This is a genomic window from Actinomadura spongiicola, assembly GCF_003432485.1.
GTDB lineage: Bacteria > Actinomycetota > Actinomycetes > Streptosporangiales > Streptosporangiaceae > Spirillospora > Spirillospora spongiicola.
The window spans coordinates 167,466-184,423 of sequence record NZ_QVNQ01000004.1 but is presented as its reverse complement, the minus strand read 5'-3'; the positions used below and the strand labels follow the sequence as shown (position 1 = coordinate 184,423).

The following is a 16,958-nucleotide window of genomic DNA, read 5'->3' as shown; positions in this document are numbered from 1 at the left end:
GCCGAAGGATCACATGAACGAAATCATGCTTACCGACTTACCGACGGGATGCGGGCCGAACTGCTCGACGCGCTGACGGCGCGGTGGGAAGCCGTGCTCGACGCCCGGCTGGAACTGTCGGACGGGTCGCCGGTCGCCGTCTTGGACGAACGGATGAAGGCCCGGCGAGAAAAGAAGAACGGCGGCGCGAACGCCGCCGATTCCATCAGCGTCCCACAGAATTCCCACAACGGGACGGTTGTGGGACTGGGGGCCAGGCCCAGAAAGAAGGCCTGGCCTTGGGTGGAGCTGAGGGGATTTGAACCCCTGACCCCCTCGATGCGAACGAGGTGCGCTACCGGACTGCGCTACAGCCCCGAGGACTCCGTAAGGTTAGCAAACTTGGGAGGGTGGTTGTGCACGGGTTATTCGCCGACGGCGCGGCGGTCGTCGGCGTACTGGTCGAAGACGTCGTCGGCGGGGACGAGTTCGATGACCTCGGCGGGCTCGGTGGTGTCGGTGGGTTGGGGGGTTTCGGCGGCGCGGCGGGCTTCTAGGGCGCGGGCTCGGGCGGCCGCGGCGGCGGCTTGGCGGCGGGCGGTGTCCATGCCTACGGCGACGCGGAGCAGGGCCAGGTGGCCGGCCAGGAGGACGACCGGGGGCACGGTGATCCACCAGGGGGCGAGGCCGGACGCGGTGATGGCCATGGCGGTGATGGTGAGGGCCGTGAGGCCGGTGGTGCGGCGGCGGCGCCGGGCGATGACGGTGGCGCGGGTGGTGCGGCGGCGGGGACGCGGCTCCGGGATCGCCTCGGGGATCTCGTCGGGGATCTCTTCGGGTTCGTCGTCCTCGACGAGGGGCTCCTCGGAGCGCTTGTGGAGGAGCCGGGTGATTCCGGTGGTTTCGGTGTCTCGGCGGAGCCACATGGGTACGAGGACGATGGCCCAGACGGCGACGATGGCGAGGTACAGGACCGCGCTGCTCATCGGCTCCACCGTCCCGGGGCACGCTCCGCCGGCGGGCCGACTTTCGGCGCGCGAACGTGCAATGGGAGCAGGGCCACGTCCCGCACGGTACGAGGGGCTGTCAGAGGTTGACGAGCATAAGGGGCGGTGTGTCGCGAGATCGATCTCGCCGTTACTCTCCGTTTGCTCGGGCTTCTCGGACGCAGGAATCTTACGGAGGGAAAGTCACGGCGGACTCAAGTGCGCCGGGGAAATGCCTGTCTGCGCTCGGCGAGCCAGCGTGCGCGCAGGCCGCCGGGGACGTCCTCGACGGTGAGGGCGTAGCAGATGTGGTCGCGCCAGGCGCCGTCGATGTGCAGGTGGCGGCGGCGAATTCCCTCTTCCCGGAATCCGAGTTTTTCGACGACCCGGCGGCTCGCGGTGTTCTCGGGGCGGATATTCGCCTCCAGGCGGTGGAGCCCGACGGTGAAGAAACAGTGGTCGACGGCGAGCGCGACCGCGGTGGGAATGACGCCGCGGCCGGCGACCTGCCTGTCGATCCAGTAGCCGATCTGGGCGGAGCGGGCCGAGCCCCAGACGATCGCGCCGATCGTGAGCTGCCCGGCGAACCGGTCGTCGTAGGTGACGACCCAGGGGAGGGCGAGGCCTTGGCGGGCTTCGCGGCGCATGGTGTGGACCATGCTCAGGTACGGGCCGAGGCCGCTGCGGAAGAGCGGCGTCTCTGGGTTGGTGGGCTCCCAGGGGCGGAGCCAGTCGGCGTTGCGTACGCGCAGTTCACGCCAGGTGGCGGCGTCGCGGTGCCGCAGCGGGCGTAGCCCGACGGAGCCCTCGGTCAGGGTGACAGGCCATCCCCGCAAGCGTTCCACGGTTCCATGATTCCCTGGTCGGACGTCCGAACGCCATCAATTGTTCCCGAGAAATCGGGCACGCGGGACGTTCGTCACACGCGACGTCCGCGTTTCATGACCCAGTCGACGCGGAAGTCGTCGTCGAGGACGACGAGGTCGGCGTCCTTCCCGGGTTCCAGCGATCCGATCCGCGTGTCCAGGCCGAGCGCCCGGGCGGGGGTGCGGGACGTGGCCTCGGCGGCCTCGTGGACGGGCACGCCGAGGTGGACGACCGTCTGGCGGAACGCGTCCGCCATGGTGATGACGCTGCCCGCGAGGGACGTTCCGCCGGCGAGGACGGCGCTGCCGCCGCGGACCTCCACGTCCATCACGCCGAGGCGGTAATCGCCGTCGGGCATTCCGGTCGCCGCCATCGCGTCGGTGATCAGCGCGACGCGGGACGGTCCGGCGGTCGTGAACGCCAGGCGGGCCACGGCGGGCTCCACATGGACGCCGTCGTTGATCAGTTCGATGGTGACGCGCGGGTCGTTCAGGGCGGCGGCGATCGGGCCGCCCTCCCGGTGGTGCAGCGGCCGCATCGCGTTGAACAGGTGCGTCGCGACGCGCGCTCCCGCGTCGAACGCGGCCCGGGCCACGGCGCCGGGGGCGTCGGTGTGGCCGACGGCGGCGATCACGCCGGTGTCGGCGGCCTCCTTGACGAGGTCGAGCGCGCCGGGGAGTTCCGGCGCCAGGGTGATCATGCGGAGGTGGCCGCGGCCGAGGCGGTGGAGGCGGCGGAACTCGGCGAGGTCGGGGGCCCGTAGCAGGGCGGGGTCGTGCGCGCCGCGGCGGTCGGGGGCGAGGTAGGGGCCTTCCAGGTGAACGCCCGCGATGACGCCGTCGTCGGCGAGGTCCGCGAGACCGGTGACGGCGTCGCGGAGTTCGTCGGGCCCGCCGCTGACGAGGCTCGCGATCGTGGTCGTGGTGCCGTGGGCGAGGTGGAACGCCGCCGCGCGACGCGCCTCGTCGGGGCGTCCGAGCTGGTAGGAGGCGCCTCCGCCGCCGTGGACGTGCATGTCGACGAACCCGGGGACGACGTGCCGCCCGCCGAGGTCGATCGTCTCGTCGGAGACCGCCGCCGCTGTGGTGATCTTGCCGTCCGCGATGTGCAGGTCGCCGTGGTGGACGCCGTCCGGCAGGACGATCCTGGCGTCGGTCAGGACGGTCATCGATGATCTCCTTCGGCGGTGGGGACTCCTAGGCGCGGGGGTGGTCGCCGCCGTTGATCTGGTCGACGGCGTGGGCGAGGACGCGGCCGAGGACCGCCATGCCGTCGCGGACGCCGCCGGTCGAGCCGGGGAGGTTGACGATCAGCGTGCGGCCCGCGACGCCCGCGACGCCACGGGAGAGGATCGCGGTGGGCACCGTGGTGTGTCCCTCCAGCCGGACCGCCTCGGCAATGCCCGGTATCTCCCATTCGATCACTTGGCGTGTCATTTCGGGGGTCTGGTCGGTGGGGGTGAGGCCGGTTCCGCCGGTCGTGACGACCACGTCGTAGCCGGAGGCGACCGCGTCCCGCAGGACGTCGGCGACCGGTTCCCCGTCGGGGACGACGACCGGGCCGTCCACCTGGCAGCCGAGGTCCTCCAGCAGGGCGACGAGGACCGGCCCCGACCTGTCCGCGTAGACGCCCGCCGCGGCCCGGTTCGACACGGTCACCGCCATGGCTCTGATCATCGTCGCCACGTTCCGGTCTTGCCGCCGGTCTTCTCCTCGACCCGCACGTCGGTGATCACGGCGGCGGGGTCGATGGCCTTGACCATGTCGACCAGCGCGAGCGCCGTGACGGAGACGGACGTCAGCGCCTCCATCTCCACGCCCGTCCGGTCGGCGGTGCGGGTGACGGCCGTGATCGCGACGCCGTCGTCCCGGACCTCCAGGTCGACGGTGACGCCGTGCAGCGCGATCGGGTGGCACAGCGGAACCAGGTCGGGGACGCGTTTCGCCCCCATGATCCCGGCGATGCGGGCGACGGACAGGGCGTCCCCCTTGGGAATGTCCCCGGCGCGCAGGAGGGCGACGCAGGCGCTCGACAGACGGACGAACCCCGTCGCCGTCGCCGTACGGGACGAGACGTCCTTCGCCGACACGTCGACCATGCGGGCCGCGCCCGTCTCGTCCAGGTGAGTGAATTCGGAGCCCATGGCACTCATGACGGCAACCTCATGACCTCCACGTGGGAACCGGCGGGGACGGCTTCGACGTCCTCCGGCAACTCGATGAGCGCGTTCGCCGAAGCGAGCGAGCCGAGTTGGTGAGAACCCTGCGATTCTGCCGCGGTGACCGTGTGGGAACCGTTGCTGAATGACAGTTCGGCGCGCAGGTAGTGGCGGAGCCCCGGCGGTGACTTCACGTCCTCGGCGAGGACGGCGCTCACTTTCGGCAGTGGTTCGGGCTCCAGCCCCTGCATGGCGCGTAGCGCGGGACGGACGAAGACCTGGAACGAGACGTAGGCACTGACCGGGTTCCCCGGGAGGGTGAACACGGGTGTGCCTTGCAGGAGACCGAACCCTTGGGGCTTGCCGGGACGCATGCGCACCTTGTGGAAACCCACCGTCCCCGTTCCGGACAGCACTTCCTTGACCACGTCCCTGGTGCCCATGGAAACGCCACCGGTGGTGACGATGGCGTCGGCGCGGGCGAGCTGGTCTTCGAGCATCTCCAGTACCCTGCCGGGCTCGTCCTCCACGGTGGCCTGCCGGTAGCCCACTCCCCCGGCCTCGACGACGGCGGCGGTGAGCATGTAGGCGTTGGACTCCCAGATCTGGCCGGGGGCGAGCGGATCGCCCGGCTCGCGCAGTTCGTCCCCCGTGGCGACGACCACGACGCGTGGACGCGGGCGGACCGTGACCCTCGACCGTCCCACCGCGGCGATCATGCCGAGCTGCGGGGCGGCGAGCCGCGTGCCCGCGGCCACAACGACCTGACCAGCGGAGACGTCCTCGCCCGCCCGCCGGATGTAGTGGCCGGGCGGCGCGGCCCGCGAGATCAGGACGGTGGCGTTGCCGCCGTCCGTCCACTCCACCGGGATGACCGCGTCGGCGCCCGCCGGGAGCGGCGCGCCGGTCATGATCCGGGCGGTCAGACCGGGCCGGATCGCCGAGACGCCGGTGTCGCCAGCGGCGATGTCCCCGACGACGGGCAGCGCGACCGGATCCGTCTCGGTGGCCGCCGCGATGTCGGCCGCGACGACGGCGTAGCCGTCCATGGCGGAGTTGTCGAACGGCGGCAGCGGAACCGGCGCGGACACCGGCTCCGCCAGGACCGCGCCCTGTGCCTCCAGCAGCGCCAGGTCGAGCGGCGGCAGGACCGCGACGCTGCCGAGGATGTCCGCCAGGTGCTCGTCAACCGTTCTCATGCCGTCTCACGCCGTCGCGAGCCGTCGAGCCGTCTCATGCCGTCCCATCCCCCCGATGTCGCCGTGTGACGTGCCGTCAAAGGATCAGGCGTCGCCCGCCGCCTTGTCGTGTTCGTTGACGAACTCGCGCAGCCACGGCAGGAACTCCGGCGCCAGGTCGGGACGTTCCGCGGCGAACTGGACGACCGTGCACAGGTACTCCAGCTTGTTGCCGGTGTCGTAGCGGCGCCCGCGGAACTTGACGCCGTAGACGCCGCCGCCCTGCTCGGCGGGCATGTCGGCGAGGGTCCGCAACGCGTCGGTCAACTGGATCTCGCCGCCGCGTCCCGGCGGGGTCCTCTCCAGGACGTCGAACACCGCCGGGTCGCAGACGTACCGGCCGATGATGATCCAGTTGCTCGGCGCCTCCTCCACCGAGGGCTTCTCGACGAGGTCGGAGATCCGGACGACGTCGTCCTCGTCGGTCGCCTCGATGGCCGCGCACCCGTACGCCGAGACGTGGTCGGGCTCGACCTCCATCAGCGCGACCACGCTGCCGCCGAGCCGCTGCCGCACCTCGATCATGCGATGCAGCAGCTTGTCACGGGAGTCGATCATGTCGTCGCCGAGCAGCACCGCGAACGGCTCGTCCCCGACGTGCTGGCGGGCGCAGTGCACCGCGTGCCCGAGCCCGCGCGGCTCCCCCTGCCGCACATAGTGCATGATCGCCAGGTCGCTGGACTCGTGGACCGCCTCAAGCCGCTCCTGGTCGCCCTTGGCGCGCAGGGCCTCCTCCAGCTCGTAGGCCCGGTCGAAGTGGTCCTCGATGGACCGCTTGCTCCGTCCGGTGACCATCAGGACGTCGCTGAGCCCGGCGTCGACCGCCTCCTCGACGACGTACTGGATCGCCGGTTTGTCGACGATGGGCAGCATTTCCTTGGGCGTCGCCTTGGTGGCGGGCAAGAATCGGGTACCGAGACCGGCCGCCGGGACGACGGCCTTGAGCACAGGTGCAGAGTGGGCCATAGACAGACCCTAGCCATCCGTGAGGACAGCACGTGCACGACATCGCTTCGAAGGCCCGACTGCGGGCCGACCTGCTCGCACGACGCGCGGCCATGCCGCCCGAGGACCGCGCCGCGGCCGGACGATCGATCCGGGACGCGTTGCTGACCGTCCCGGAGGTGGAGATGGCCGGAACCCTCGCGGCCTACGTCTCGATCGGGACGGAACCGGACACGCGCGGGCTGCTGTTCGCGCTGTGGAAACGGGGCACGTACGTGCTGCTCCCCAGGCTGCTCCCGGACGGTGACCTGGATTGGGCGTCCTATGAGGGGCCCGACTCGCTTGTTCCGGGGCCGCGCGGGTGTCTGGAGCCGTCCGAGCCGCCGCGCGGGCCGGACGCGGTGGCCAGCGCGGACGTCGTCCTCACCCCGGCGGTCGCGGTCGACCGGACGGGCATGCGGCTCGGACGCGGCGGCGGGTCGTTCGACCGCGCGCTCGCACGTGTCGGACCGGCGATCCTGACGGTGGCGCCGTTGTACGAGACGGAACTGCTCCCGACACTGCCCTCCGAACCCCATGACCAGCGGGTCCGCGCCGTGGTGACGCCGTCCGAGGGGTTTGTACGGCTCGGGTGAACGGTCAGGAGCCCCGGTGAGGGTGGGGCACGGTGTGGCCGGTGTGTGCCACCGATTGAGGAGGGTGTTGTCCGGGGGCCGTTCGGTCTGGCCGGTGAAGCCGTGGAGGTGACTTCCCGGAGGGGCTCGGGGCCTCGCCGCGGTTCCGCCCGAACGTTGTGGCGTCCACGCGCGTCCGCGGGGCCGGACGTCCGTCCCGTCACTGCTGCAACTCGCGGCAAGGGTGAGTGACCGCCCACCCCCGACGTTATGGGACATGACGTGCAAAACATCGCCAACGGGGTAAATGCGCAGGTCAGACGACGTTGGGGAGCACACACGGCGGCTGTCCCTGAACCACAGGTATGCGATCGGCCACCGAATCTGTAGGATTCCTAAACGATCAACTTCGTCGACCCGAAGGGCGGGATGTGCATCTCGACATCTGGCTACTCCTCGGGTCCGCGCTCGTACTCTGCGCCATCGTTGCGGTCCGACTGTCGCACAAGGCCGGGCTCCCCACCCTCCTGGCGTACATGGGCCTCGGCCTGTTCATCGGCGAGTCCGGCCCCCTCCACATCAACTTCGACAACGTCGAACTCGCCGAGACGCTCGGCCTGGCCGCACTCGTCCTGATCCTGGCCGAAGGTGGCGTCACCACCAGTTGGCGGCACGTCCGCCCGGCGGTGCCCGCCGCGCTCAGCGTGTCCACGATCGGCACGCTGATCAGCATCGTCGTTGTCGCGCTCGCCGCCATGTGGCTGGTCGGCCTGGACTGGCAGCCCGCGTTCCTCCTCGCCGCCGTCCTCGCCCCGACCGACGCCGCCGCCGTGTTCTCCGTGCTGCGGCGGCTGCCGCTGCCGTCCCGGCTGAGCGGGCTGCTGGAGGCCGAGTCCGGCTTCAACGACGCCCCCGTCGTGATCATCGTGGTGACGCTCAGCGCGCACGCCGGCGCGCCCAACATCGCCGAACTCCTCGGCGTGATGGTGTACGAACTGGTCGCGGGCGGCATCCTCGGCATCGCCATCGGCTGGCTCGGCGCGCAGGGCCTGCGCCGCATCGCGCTGCCCGCGTCCGGCCTCTACCCGATCGCGGTGCTGTCGCTGGCGATCGGGTCCTACGGCGCGGCGACCCTCCTGCACGCCAGCGGATTCCTCGCCGTGTACGTCAGCGCCGTCGTCCTCGGCAACGCGCGGCTCCCGCACCGTCCCGCCACCCGCGGCTTCGCCGAAGGCGTCGGCTGGCTCGCCCAGATCGGCCTCTTCGTGATGCTGGGCCTGCTGGCCTCCCCCAGCGAACTGCCCGGCCAGATCGTGCCCGCACTCGTGATCGGGTTCGTGCTGCTGCTGATCGCCCGTCCCCTGTCGGTGTGGCTGTCGACGATCGGATTCAAGTTCTCATGGGGCGAGAAGATGTTCGCGTCGTGGGCGGGGCTGCGCGGCGCCGTCCCGATCGTCCTCGCCACCATCCCGATGGTGGAACACGTCGAAGGCGCCGACCGGCTGTTCTCGATCGTCTTCAACATCGTCGTGTTGTTCACCCTCCTCCAGGGGCCCACCCTGCCCCTGGCGGCCCGTCTGTGCCGGTTGAAGGGCGACGAGCAGGCCCGGGAACTGGACGTGGAAGCCGCCCCCTTGGAGGAACTGCACGCGGACCTGCTGGAAGTTCGGATACCTGCCGACTCCATGCTGAGCGGCGTCGAGATATTCGAACTGCGGTTGCCGCCCGGCGCGTCCGTCACCCTCGTCGTACGGAACGGGTCGAGTTTCGTCCCGGAACCCACCACCCCCTTGCAGGCGGGCGACACCCTCCTGGTCGTGACGACCACCGCCGTGCGCGACGCCACCGAGCGCCGTCTACGCGCCGTCAGCCGGAAGGGACGGCTGGCGGGTTGGTTCGGCGAGACGGGCACCTGAACCATGTTCTCGACGGCATCTCCCACCAGGCTGATCCCTGGCCGACATGACGGCGACCGGCCAGGGAAGAGACCGGGGGGCGAATACTGTTCCAAGCATCGGTACCATTAGCAGTCGTCAAGAGTGAGTGCCAGCCCGGGCGGCCGGGCTGAGTCAGCGAGGAGGAACCGTGCCGACGTATCAGTACGTTTGCACCGAGTGCGGCGAGCCTCTTGAGGTCGTGCAGAAGTTCAGCGACGACGCGCTGACCGAATGCCCGGCGTGCGACGGCAAGCTCCGCAAGGTCTTCTCGGCGGCCGGGATCATTTTCAAGGGTTCCGGGTTCTACCGCACGGACAGCCGCGGCTCCGGCAAGTCCTCGACGGCGGGGACCTCGTCCAACGGTTCGTCCTCGACGAACGGGTCGTCCAAGTCGGACGCCTCCTCGTCGTCTTCGTCCTCCTCGTCCTCTTCCTCGTCTGGTGGCGACTCGTCGTCCTCCAGCACGTCCTCCTCGTCTTCCTCCGAAAAGGTCGCCTGACCTCCGAGGAACCTCTCCGCGAACCGGAGGCGGCCCACCGGACCAGAGTCCGACCGGGCGGCCTCCGGCTTCCGCCCTTGCCTCCACCACGTCCTCGCGAGGTTCCTACGACCAGCCGACGGGGGTCCCGTCAGGACGCCGCGTGAAGTCGCGTCGGTCTCGGAATCGCTCGCACCTCGCCGACGATGCGTTCGCCCCTGCGACCGCGCGCATCCCCTTGACGGCACGCGGAGGCACGACTGCGTCCTTGCCTCGTTCGAGTGCACGGCGTGGGGCGCTACGCCATTCGCCGACCAGCCCGTGGAGGCCCGTCTCCGCGTCCGCGCGTACCTGGCGGACCGCCTCGTCGATGCTGTCGGGCTCGGTGACGTTGGGAGGCGACTCGCACGTCGGGATGTCCGAGAGTTGCCCGGCGCGGCTGTAGACGCCCTGGTTCGTTGTCTGCGTCTTCCTACCCGCGAAGGAAGTGAGCCCCAGCCGCCCGTTTCGACTGCCGTGAAGCGGGTCACAACGCCCTGAACAGATGCGATTGGACGGATGTGTCGCAGATCACAGCGACTGCTACATCTCAAGGGGTATAGGCGCGGACGCCCCTTGCCCCCAAGGGAGTAGCCCAGATCCGGTCTCTCGCCGGAGGCAGAGTGTCAGACCCATTGGAGACGATGGGAGAGACGGGGACGACTGGATCACACCGTTCCAGTTGACAACACTCTCGCTAGTAGAGAAACTCTTATCTAGAGATTTGTTGCCACGTCGGCGTGGGAAAAATCGCGATACTACTTGACATGTCTCGGCGATCGAGACACTCTAAGCGAACGCGACATATCTCGATCGCCAGGATGCACAGGAGAGGAACATGAGCGAACAGAGCCCGGCTCCACCCAGATCGCGGGGCTACCGCATGGCCGCGGTGATCGCTGGTCGGCGCACCAAGTGGGCGGTCCTGGCCCTGTGGGTCATCCTGCTGGTCGCCCTCGGCCCGCTGGCCGGCAAGCTCGGTGACGTCGAGAAGAACGACGCCGCGTCCTGGCTCCCCGGCGGAGCCGAGTCGACGCAGGTCGTCGAGCTTGAGAAGCAGTTCCGCAAGGACGAGACCATGGTCGCGGTCGTCGTCTACGAGCGGTCCGGCGGCATCACCCCCCAAGACCGCGCGAAGGCCACCTCGGACGTCGCCACGTTCGAGAAGCTGCCCGGCGCGCAGAAGGCGCAGGGACCGTTCCCGTCCAAGGACGGCAAGGCCCTTCAGACGCTGGTCCCCCTCACCGACGATGATCCGATCAAGGCGGTCGAGGACGCGCGTGAACACGCCAAGCGCGGCCCACCCGGACTGACCACGCACGTCACCGGTCCTGGAGGCATGGCAGCCGACCAGTTCAAGGTGTTCGAGACCATCGACGGCTTCCTGCTCATGGCTGCGGGCAGTGTCGTCATCGTCCTGCTGCTGCTCATCTACCGCAGTCCCGTCCTGTGGATCGTGCCCGTCCTGAGTGCCCTGTTCGCCCTGGGGCTCGCCCAGTCGCTTGTGTACCTGCTCGCCAAGTACGGGGACCTCACCGTCAACGGACAGAGCGCCGGTATCTTGACGGTCCTTGTGTTCGGTGTGGCCACCGACTACGCGTTGCTGCTCGTCGCCCGCTACCGGGAAGAACTGCACCGGCATGAGGACAGGCACGAGGCGATGGCGTTCGCGTTGCACCGCGCCGCACCCGCGCTCATCGCGTCGGCCGCCACCGTCGCCATCGGTCTGCTGTGCCTGATGCTCGCCGAACTGAACTCCACCGCGGGCATGGGTCCCGTCGCCGCGGCGGGCATCGTCACCGCACTCGCCGCGATGACCACGCTGCTGCCCGCGCTGCTCGTCATCTTCGGCCGCTGGCTGTTCTGGCCGCTGATCCCCCGGTACGACGCCAAGTACCTGGAGCCGGAGGCGTACGAGGCCGAACACGGCGTCTGGAGCCGCATCGCCGGTCTGGTCGGCAGGCGCCCGCGCATGCTCTGGGCCGTCACCATGCTCGGCCTGATCGTCCTCACCTTCGGTCTGGGCTCGCTCAAGGCCGACGTGCTGTCCGACTCCGGGCAGTTCACCGGACGCCCCGACTCGATCAAGGGCTCGGAGGTCGTCTCCCGGCACTTCGCCGCCGGATCGGGCGCACCGGCCGTCGTCATCGGCCAGGCATCGGCGTCCGGCCAGATCGCCGAGGCCGTCCGCGGCACGCCCGGTGTCGCCGAGGTCGGCCCGCCCGCCACCGCGAACGGGCTGGTCAAGTACGAGGCGGTGCTGAAGAGCTCGGCCGACAGCGAGGCCGCGCGCACCACCATCGACGCGCTGCGCGGCAACGTGCACAAGGTGCCGTCCGCGGACGCCAAGGTCGGCGGCATGACCGCCACGGCCCTCGACATCAAGCGGGCGGCCACCCGCGACAACAAGGTGATCATCCCGATCGTGCTGGGCGTGGTGTTCCTGATCCTCATCGCGCTGCTGCGCGCCGTCGTCGCGCCGCTGCTGATGATGGGCACCGTCGTGCTGTCGTTCCTCGCCTCGCTCGGCGCCTGCGCGTTGATCTTCGACTACGGCTTCGGGTTCGAGGGCACCGACTCCGGATTCCCGCTGCTGGCGTTCATCTTCCTGGTCGCGCTCGGGGTCGACTACAACATCTTCCTGATGCATCGCGTCCGGGAGGAGTCGCAGACCCTCGGCACGCGCCGCGGCATCCAGCGCGGCCTCACCGTCACCGGCGGTGTGATCACCTCGGCGGGTCTGGTCCTGGCGGCGACGTTCGCCTCCATGGTCACGCTGCCGCTGGTGTTCATGGTCGAGATGGGCTTCGCGGTCGCGTTCGGTGTCCTGCTCGACACCTTCATCGTCCGGTCCCTCCTGCTACCGGCCCTGTCGTACGACATCGGTCGGCGGATCTGGGCACCGGGCCGCCTCGCCAAGGAGGAACCGTCCGCCGACCAGTCCAAGGTGCTCGACCCGGTCGGCTGACGCCACACGGTCCCCCGGCTTCGGCCGGGACGGGGAAGGGAGGGGGCCCGGCCATGCCGGGCCCCTTCTCGGTGAGTTATCCACAATCGGCGGACGGCTGACGGACGCCGACGCGGGGTGGCTAGTGTCGGCGCCATGTCCACTCAGCCTTCCGGTTCCCAGCCCGCCGCCGAGATCGCCGTCATCGGCGGCTCCGGCTTCTACTCGTTCCTCGACGACATCGAGGAGGTGCGGGTCGAGACCCCGTACGGTCCGCCGAGCGACACGATCGCGGTCGGCGAACTGGCGGGCCGCCGCGTCGCGTTCGTCCCCCGGCACGGCCGCGACCACCGGTTCCCGCCCCACAAGATCCCGTACCGGGCCAATCTGTGGGCGCTGCGTTCCCTCGGCGTCCGGCAGGTGCTGGCCCCCAGCGCCGTCGGCTCCCTGACCCGCGACCACGGCCCCGGCACGCTCGCCGTCCCCGACCAGCTCGCCGACCGCACGTCCGGACGGGCACAGACCTTCTACGACGACGGCGCCGCGGTCCACGTCTCGTTCTCCGACCCGTACTGCCCGACGGGCCGCCGAACCGCCGTGACGTCCGCCCGCGCCTCCGGCTGGGACCCCGTCGACCGCGGCACCCTCGTCGTCATCGAAGGGCCTCGTTTCTCCACCCGCGCCGAATCCCAGTGGTTCGCCTCCCAGGGCTGGACGCTGATCGGGATGACCGGCCACCCGGAGGCCGTCCTCGCCCGCGAACTGGCGCTCTGCTACACCCCGCTGTGCCTCGTCACCGACCTCGACGCGGGCATCGAGGAGGGCGACGGCGTCACGATGGAGGAGGTGCTCCGCGTCTTCGGCGAGAACATCGGCCGCCTCCGCTCCCTCGTCGCCGACATCGTCCAGACCCTGCCCGCCGACCGCCAGTGCCCGTGCCCGAACGTCCTGGACGGGATGAAGCTGCCCCTGGAGCTTCCGTGACCGCCCGGTCGACCCGCCTGCGGCGTCCACTGGCGGCCCTGTTCGCCGCGGTCGCCACCGGCCTCGCCCTGGTGGCGCTGCGCCCCGCGCCACCGCCGTCCGTCCACGTCCTCGCCGCCGCCCGCGACCTCCCCGCCGGGAAGACCCTCGCCCCTTCCGACCTGCGCCCGGTGCGACTCCCTCCCCCATCGGTCCCCTCCGGCGCCTTACGCTCCGGCGGGACGGGCCGTGTCCTCGCGGGCCCCATGCGCGAAGGCGAGCCCCTCACCGACGCCCGCGTCGTCGGCGCCGCCCTCCTCCGCGGCCACGGCCCCGGCACGGTCGCCACCCCCGTCCGCATGGCTGACGCCGACGCCGTCCGCCTCGTCCGCCCGGGCGATCACATCGACGTCCTGACCGCCCCACGGGAAACGGCACCCCAGCCAGGCCAGGCCCGCATCGTGGTCACCGCGGTCCCGGTCCTCGCCGTTCCACCCCCGAACGAGGACGGCGCCCACGAGGGAGCACTGGTGGTCCTGGCCACCGACCGCGCACAGTCCGCGGCTCTGGCGGGAACCACCGCCCCCCTCTCCTTAACGATCACCGCCCGCCCACACTGACCGAGACAGCCGACCACCCGGCCCGATCGACAACAGCCCCGACATGTCCGTCACGACCAACGACACACGGGTCTTCGTACGAACTCTTCCTGCCCTCGACCACAAGTCCCCACGTCATCACCCCTCTCCCACCCGCACACGACTTGGCGAACCCCCTGGGGCTTCATTACGATCCGTAGCCGTTCTTGCGCTCTCGACCCCCGACCCCCCTGGAGCCCCCGGCATGAGCGGATTCAAGAAGTTCCTCTTCCGCGGAAACCTCGTCGACCTCGCGGTCGCGTTCGTCATCGGAGCCGCGTTCGCGGGCCTCGTGAAGGACTTCGCGAACTCCTTCATCACACCGCTGATCGCGCTGATCGGCGGTAAACCCGACTACACCCGCCTGTCCGTAACGATCAGCGGCACGCAGTTTCCCTACGGGGTCTTCCTGACCTCGGCCTTCGCCTTCACCATCACGGCCGTGATCGTGTACTTCCTGGTGGTGCTGCCGACGGCCAAACTCATCGAGCGCATGGACCGCGGCAGGGAGGCCACCGAACGCGAATGCCCGCACTGCCTCAGCGAGATTCCGATCAAGGCCACCCGCTGCCGCTACTGCACCGCCGATGTAACCCCCACCGCCGAACCCACCTACTAGTCTCCAACCGCATTTTGTGATCGATGAGGCGTCGTTGTCGTTGGTAGTGGCAGCGGCGGGCGCGGGCTTGGTGGTGGCGTCGCCGGCGTGACCAGTGGATTCGGTGTCTGGGTGGTGCCGGTAGTGGTGGAGATGGGCGTGCAGGCGGCGGATCTCGTTGACGGTGAGTGGGACCAACTCGTCGGGTTCGTTCCTGTCTGAGCCGTCGGGACGTGAACGTCCTTGCTGGTCGGGCCCCCTGTGTGGCGAGGTCGTCGGCTTCGCCTTCGCCGTCGCCGTCATTGCTCGGGTCTGGAGGTGGACTGGCGGCCAGGAAGGCAAGGTGGGCGTGGACGATCATGGCCAAGGTGCCGTGCCGGTACCAAGCGGTGTGCGTGCGGACCTGGTAGTGGTCCAGGCCGACCTCGTTCTTGGTGGCGCCGACCTCGATCTTGGGCACCTGGAAGCATTCCTCGACGCTCCAGGGAGCCGGCTACCCGTACCAGTTGGGAGAGGCTGACCGGCCGGTCGGCCCGGCACCGGTAGAAGGCCGGGTCGGTGGGGTCGCTGATTGATCGGCGGGCCAGCATCCATTCGTGTTCGCCCTCGTGCTGGTCCAGGCCGATCCACGCCCAGTCGTACCAGCGGCGGCACCTGGCCCCGTCCCCGCACGAGCGCCGCTGCCACGCCGCCTCACCCACTGCGGCGAAGGCGGAATCAGCCCTGGAGCGGCGCCGCCGAGCACAACAGGGTGGTCGCAGGAGACCGCGAACACCGAGTTCGCGCCGCGGCTGGCGCAGCGGCGCAACTGCGGGTGGTCGCCGTAGGCTTCGTCGCCGGTCACCCACCCGAACAGCAGCAGCGGATCATCAGCGGCGCGTTCGATCACCCGCCAGGCCATCTCCGGCCTGGTCTCAAACCGTGCGCGCTCGGGGACGCCCGCACCGGCGAGCCTGCCGGGGTCGGGCAACCAAGGCTCGGGCAGATACAGCTCCCGGTCGATGAGGACCCGCTGCCGGTCGGGGCTCACATAGGAACAGAACACCCCGATCTGGCGGTTGGTGATCTTGCCTGCCCTGCAGGTCTACTGGCGCTGCGTCCCCGCGCTGAGGCGGCCCTTCTTCTCCAACCCGGTGTCGTCGACCACCAGCACCCCACCGGCGTCGCCGAGCCGCTCGGCCACCTGCGCCCGCAGCGCATCCCGCACCAGATCGGCGTCCCAGCGGGCATGGTTGAGCAGCCGCTGCGTCTCCTTCTCGCCAAGCGACCGGTCCACGACCTTCCACTTCAACAATCGCTGCAACCACAAGAGCTACATCAAGGTCCGCATCTACCTCACTGGATGGGGCTACAGAACCAAATGCATTCGTGTCAACGGCAAGACCAAGGGAAAGAAGAAGATCTGGCACCTCGGCGGGAACTGGAACCGCACTAGGCTCGCCCGCTGCCAACCCCTCTTCTCTTTCCTCCCAGGCCGCCGAGTCGGCCCAAGGCCGGCTCGGCGATTCACTCTGGCCATCGTGTGGGCCGTCAGCGGCGGCGCAGAGTCTTGTCGAGCAGGGCGGGTGGGGTGTCGTGCTTCTCGTGGGCGGCGAGGTCGACGCCCGGGGCGACGATCGCGTCAACGGCGTCCAGCACGTCGTCGGACAGGACCGTGTCCGCGGCGGCGAGCGCGGAATGGAGGTGCTCCACGGTACGGGGGCCGACGATCGCGCTGGTCACGGCCGGGTGTGCGGTGACGAAACCGAGCGCGAGCTGGACCATTGAGAGACCGGCCTCGTCGGCGACCTCGGCCAGCTGCTCGACGGCGTCGAACCTGGCCCGGTTATGAGGCAGGGCGGGGTCGAAACGTTCCGGCATCATCGTCGAGCGGTGTGTGGTGACCTGCTTGCCCGCGCGGACGGCGCCGGACAGCCAACCGGAGGCGAGCGGGCTCCACACCAGCACGCCGAGCCCGTACTCCTCGGTGACGGGAAGCACGTCGGTCTCGATGCCGCGCTGCAGGATCGAGTAGCTGGGCTGTTCGGTGACGTAGCGCCTCAGGTGGTGCTCCCGGGCGGCCCACTGGGCCTGCACGATGCGATAGGCCGGGAAGGTCGAGGAGCCGAAGTAGCGGATCTTGCCCGCGCGTTGGAGATCGGTCAAGGCCGACAGCGTCTCCTCGTCGCTGGTCGTCGGGTCCCACCGGTGGATCTGGTAGAGGTCGACGTGGTCGACGCCGAGACGGCGCAGGCTGTTGTCGAGTTCGGTGATGAGCCAGCGACGCGAACTGCCCCGGTGGTTGCGCTCGTCGCCCATGGGCGAGTTCGCCTTGGTGGCCAGGACGATGTCGTCACGGCGGCCGGCGATGGCCTTGCCGACCATCTCTTCCGACACGCCCTGGCTGTACATGTCGGCGGTGTCGATGAGGTTGATACCCCCTTCCAGAGCGGCGTCGACCATGGCGGTGGCCTCGTCCTGGGTGGTACGTCCCACGGCGCCGAAGTTCATCGCGCCGAGGACAAGTGTGCTGACCTGCACTCCGGTGCGGCCCAAGGTCCGGTACCTCATGACGGTTCTCCCTGATGTGAT

The 16,958-nt window shown here is 69.8% G+C and carries 16 protein-coding genes, 1 tRNA gene and 2 pseudogenes; 7 read left to right on the top strand and 12 right to left on the bottom strand.

The annotated features are described in order from the left end of the window. Positions 1-9: 9 nt before the first annotated feature. From D0T12_RS34860 to galU, 9 genes are all read right to left on the bottom strand, one after another. Positions 10-228, bottom strand: a complete 219-nt coding sequence (locus tag D0T12_RS34860; protein ID WP_147339497.1) for a hypothetical protein — start codon at positions 226-228, stop codon at positions 10-12. Between the two features lie 55 nt (positions 229-283). After that, positions 284-357 (bottom strand) — tRNA-Ala (locus tag D0T12_RS13610). Between the two features lie 47 nt (positions 358-404). After that, positions 405-965 (bottom strand): divisome protein SepX/GlpR, encoded by a 561-nt coding sequence (gene sepX / locus D0T12_RS13605; RefSeq protein ID WP_117399929.1) that lies wholly within the window; start codon positions 963-965, stop codon positions 405-407. 215 nt (positions 966-1,180) lie between these two features. After that, on the bottom strand, positions 1,181-1,801 hold the full coding sequence (locus tag D0T12_RS13600) for a GNAT family N-acetyltransferase (RefSeq protein ID WP_117400420.1): 621 nt from the start codon (positions 1,799-1,801) through the stop codon (positions 1,181-1,183). An 83-nt stretch (positions 1,802-1,884) separates the two neighbouring features. Beyond that, entirely contained in the window at positions 1,885-3,000 is a 1,116-nt protein-coding gene (nagA, locus tag D0T12_RS13595; RefSeq protein WP_117399928.1) for an N-acetylglucosamine-6-phosphate deacetylase, read from the bottom strand. Positions 3,001-3,028: 28 nt separating this feature from the next. Continuing rightward, positions 3,029-3,508: a MogA/MoaB family molybdenum cofactor biosynthesis protein gene (locus D0T12_RS13590; RefSeq protein WP_117400419.1), complete on the bottom strand. Its 480-nt coding sequence runs from the start codon at positions 3,506-3,508 to the stop codon at positions 3,029-3,031. Further along, positions 3,505-3,975, bottom strand: a complete 471-nt coding sequence (gene moaC / locus D0T12_RS13585; RefSeq protein ID WP_199487480.1) for a cyclic pyranopterin monophosphate synthase MoaC — start codon at positions 3,973-3,975, stop codon at positions 3,505-3,507. The genes D0T12_RS13590 and moaC overlap by 4 nt, the downstream gene beginning before the upstream one ends. Before the next feature lie 5 nt (positions 3,976-3,980). Continuing rightward, a complete protein-coding gene (gene glp / locus D0T12_RS13580; protein ID WP_117399926.1) occupies positions 3,981-5,189 on the bottom strand; it encodes a molybdotransferase-like divisome protein Glp in 1,209 nt (402 codons plus the stop codon). An 84-nt stretch (positions 5,190-5,273) separates the two neighbouring features. Then, positions 5,274-6,194: a UTP--glucose-1-phosphate uridylyltransferase GalU gene (gene galU, locus D0T12_RS13575; protein ID WP_117399925.1), complete on the bottom strand. Its 921-nt coding sequence runs from the start codon at positions 6,192-6,194 to the stop codon at positions 5,274-5,276. Between the two features lie 32 nt (positions 6,195-6,226). Here galU and D0T12_RS13570 point away from each other — a divergent pair, with 32 nt between their 5' ends. The 3 genes and pseudogenes from D0T12_RS13570 to D0T12_RS37165 all read left to right on the top strand — a co-directional run. Beyond that, on the top strand, positions 6,227-6,808 hold the full coding sequence (locus tag D0T12_RS13570; protein ID WP_117399924.1) for a 5-formyltetrahydrofolate cyclo-ligase: 582 nt from the start codon (positions 6,227-6,229) through the stop codon (positions 6,806-6,808). A gap of 410 nt (positions 6,809-7,218) precedes the next feature. Next, positions 7,219-8,703, top strand: a complete 1,485-nt coding sequence (locus D0T12_RS13565) for a potassium/proton antiporter (protein WP_117399923.1) — start codon at positions 7,219-7,221, stop codon at positions 8,701-8,703. A 127-nt stretch (positions 8,704-8,830) separates the two neighbouring features. Further along, positions 8,831-9,013: pseudogene (locus D0T12_RS37165) on the top strand (FmdB family zinc ribbon protein); the annotation flags it as partial. A 14-nt stretch (positions 9,014-9,027) separates the two neighbouring features. On the opposite strand, the gene D0T12_RS37160 reads toward D0T12_RS37165, so the two are convergent. Continuing rightward, positions 9,028-9,261 carry a hypothetical protein gene (locus D0T12_RS37160; protein WP_325050814.1) on the bottom strand — a complete coding sequence of 78 codons (234 nt, stop codon included), beginning with the start codon at positions 9,259-9,261 and terminating at the stop codon, positions 9,028-9,030. Positions 9,262-10,079: 818 nt separating this feature from the next. Between D0T12_RS37160 and D0T12_RS13555 the strand changes: the two genes are divergently transcribed. The 4 genes from D0T12_RS13555 (at position 10,080) to D0T12_RS13540 (ending at position 14,408) form a co-directional block, all read left to right on the top strand. Continuing rightward, the gene (locus tag D0T12_RS13555; protein WP_199487441.1) at positions 10,080-12,209 is read left to right on the top strand and encodes an MMPL family transporter; all 2,130 of its coding nucleotides are present in this window, start codon (positions 10,080-10,082) and stop codon (positions 12,207-12,209) included. Positions 12,210-12,344: 135 nt separating this feature from the next. Continuing rightward, on the top strand, positions 12,345-13,172 hold the full coding sequence (locus tag D0T12_RS13550) for an S-methyl-5'-thioadenosine phosphorylase (RefSeq protein WP_117399920.1): 828 nt from the start codon (positions 12,345-12,347) through the stop codon (positions 13,170-13,172). Continuing rightward, on the top strand, positions 13,169-13,771 hold the full coding sequence (locus D0T12_RS13545) for an RcpC/CpaB family pilus assembly protein (protein ID WP_117399919.1): 603 nt from the start codon (positions 13,169-13,171) through the stop codon (positions 13,769-13,771). Before D0T12_RS13550 ends, D0T12_RS13545 begins: the two co-directional genes overlap by 4 nt. 223 nt (positions 13,772-13,994) lie before the next feature. Beyond that, positions 13,995-14,408: an MscL family protein gene (locus tag D0T12_RS13540; RefSeq protein WP_117399918.1), complete on the top strand. Its 414-nt coding sequence runs from the start codon at positions 13,995-13,997 to the stop codon at positions 14,406-14,408. A gap of 472 nt (positions 14,409-14,880) precedes the next feature. On the opposite strand, the pseudogene D0T12_RS13535 reads toward D0T12_RS13540, so the two are convergent. Continuing rightward, positions 14,881-15,663: pseudogene (locus D0T12_RS13535) on the bottom strand (IS701 family transposase). A gap of 254 nt (positions 15,664-15,917) precedes the next feature. Next, entirely contained in the window at positions 15,918-16,937 is a 1,020-nt protein-coding gene (locus D0T12_RS13525) for an aldo/keto reductase (protein WP_117399915.1), read from the bottom strand. Between the last annotated feature and the right edge of the window lie 21 nt (positions 16,938-16,958).

Coding starts and splice junctions, on each gene's coding strand:
- sepX (WP_117399929.1), bottom strand. CDS start 965: ATGAGCAGCGCGGTCCTGTACCTCGCCATCGTCGCCGTCTGGGCCATC.
- nagA (WP_117399928.1), bottom strand. CDS start 3,000: ATGACCGTCCTGACCGACGCCAGGATCGTCCTGCCGGACGGCGTCCAC.
- D0T12_RS13590 (WP_117400419.1), bottom strand. CDS start 3,508: ATGATCAGAGCCATGGCGGTGACCGTGTCGAACCGGGCCGCGGCGGGC.
- moaC (WP_199487480.1), bottom strand. CDS start 3,975: ATGGGCTCCGAATTCACTCACCTGGACGAGACGGGCGCGGCCCGCATG.
- glp (WP_117399926.1), bottom strand. CDS start 5,189: ATGAGAACGGTTGACGAGCACCTGGCGGACATCCTCGGCAGCGTCGCG.
- galU (WP_117399925.1), bottom strand. CDS start 6,194: ATGGCCCACTCTGCACCTGTGCTCAAGGCCGTCGTCCCGGCGGCCGGT.
- D0T12_RS13555 (WP_199487441.1), top strand. CDS start 10,080: ATGAGCGAACAGAGCCCGGCTCCACCCAGATCGCGGGGCTACCGCATG.
- D0T12_RS13550 (WP_117399920.1), top strand. CDS start 12,345: ATGTCCACTCAGCCTTCCGGTTCCCAGCCCGCCGCCGAGATCGCCGTC.
- D0T12_RS13540 (WP_117399918.1), top strand. CDS start 13,995: ATGAGCGGATTCAAGAAGTTCCTCTTCCGCGGAAACCTCGTCGACCTC.
- D0T12_RS13525 (WP_117399915.1), bottom strand. CDS start 16,937: ATGAGGTACCGGACCTTGGGCCGCACCGGAGTGCAGGTCAGCACACTT.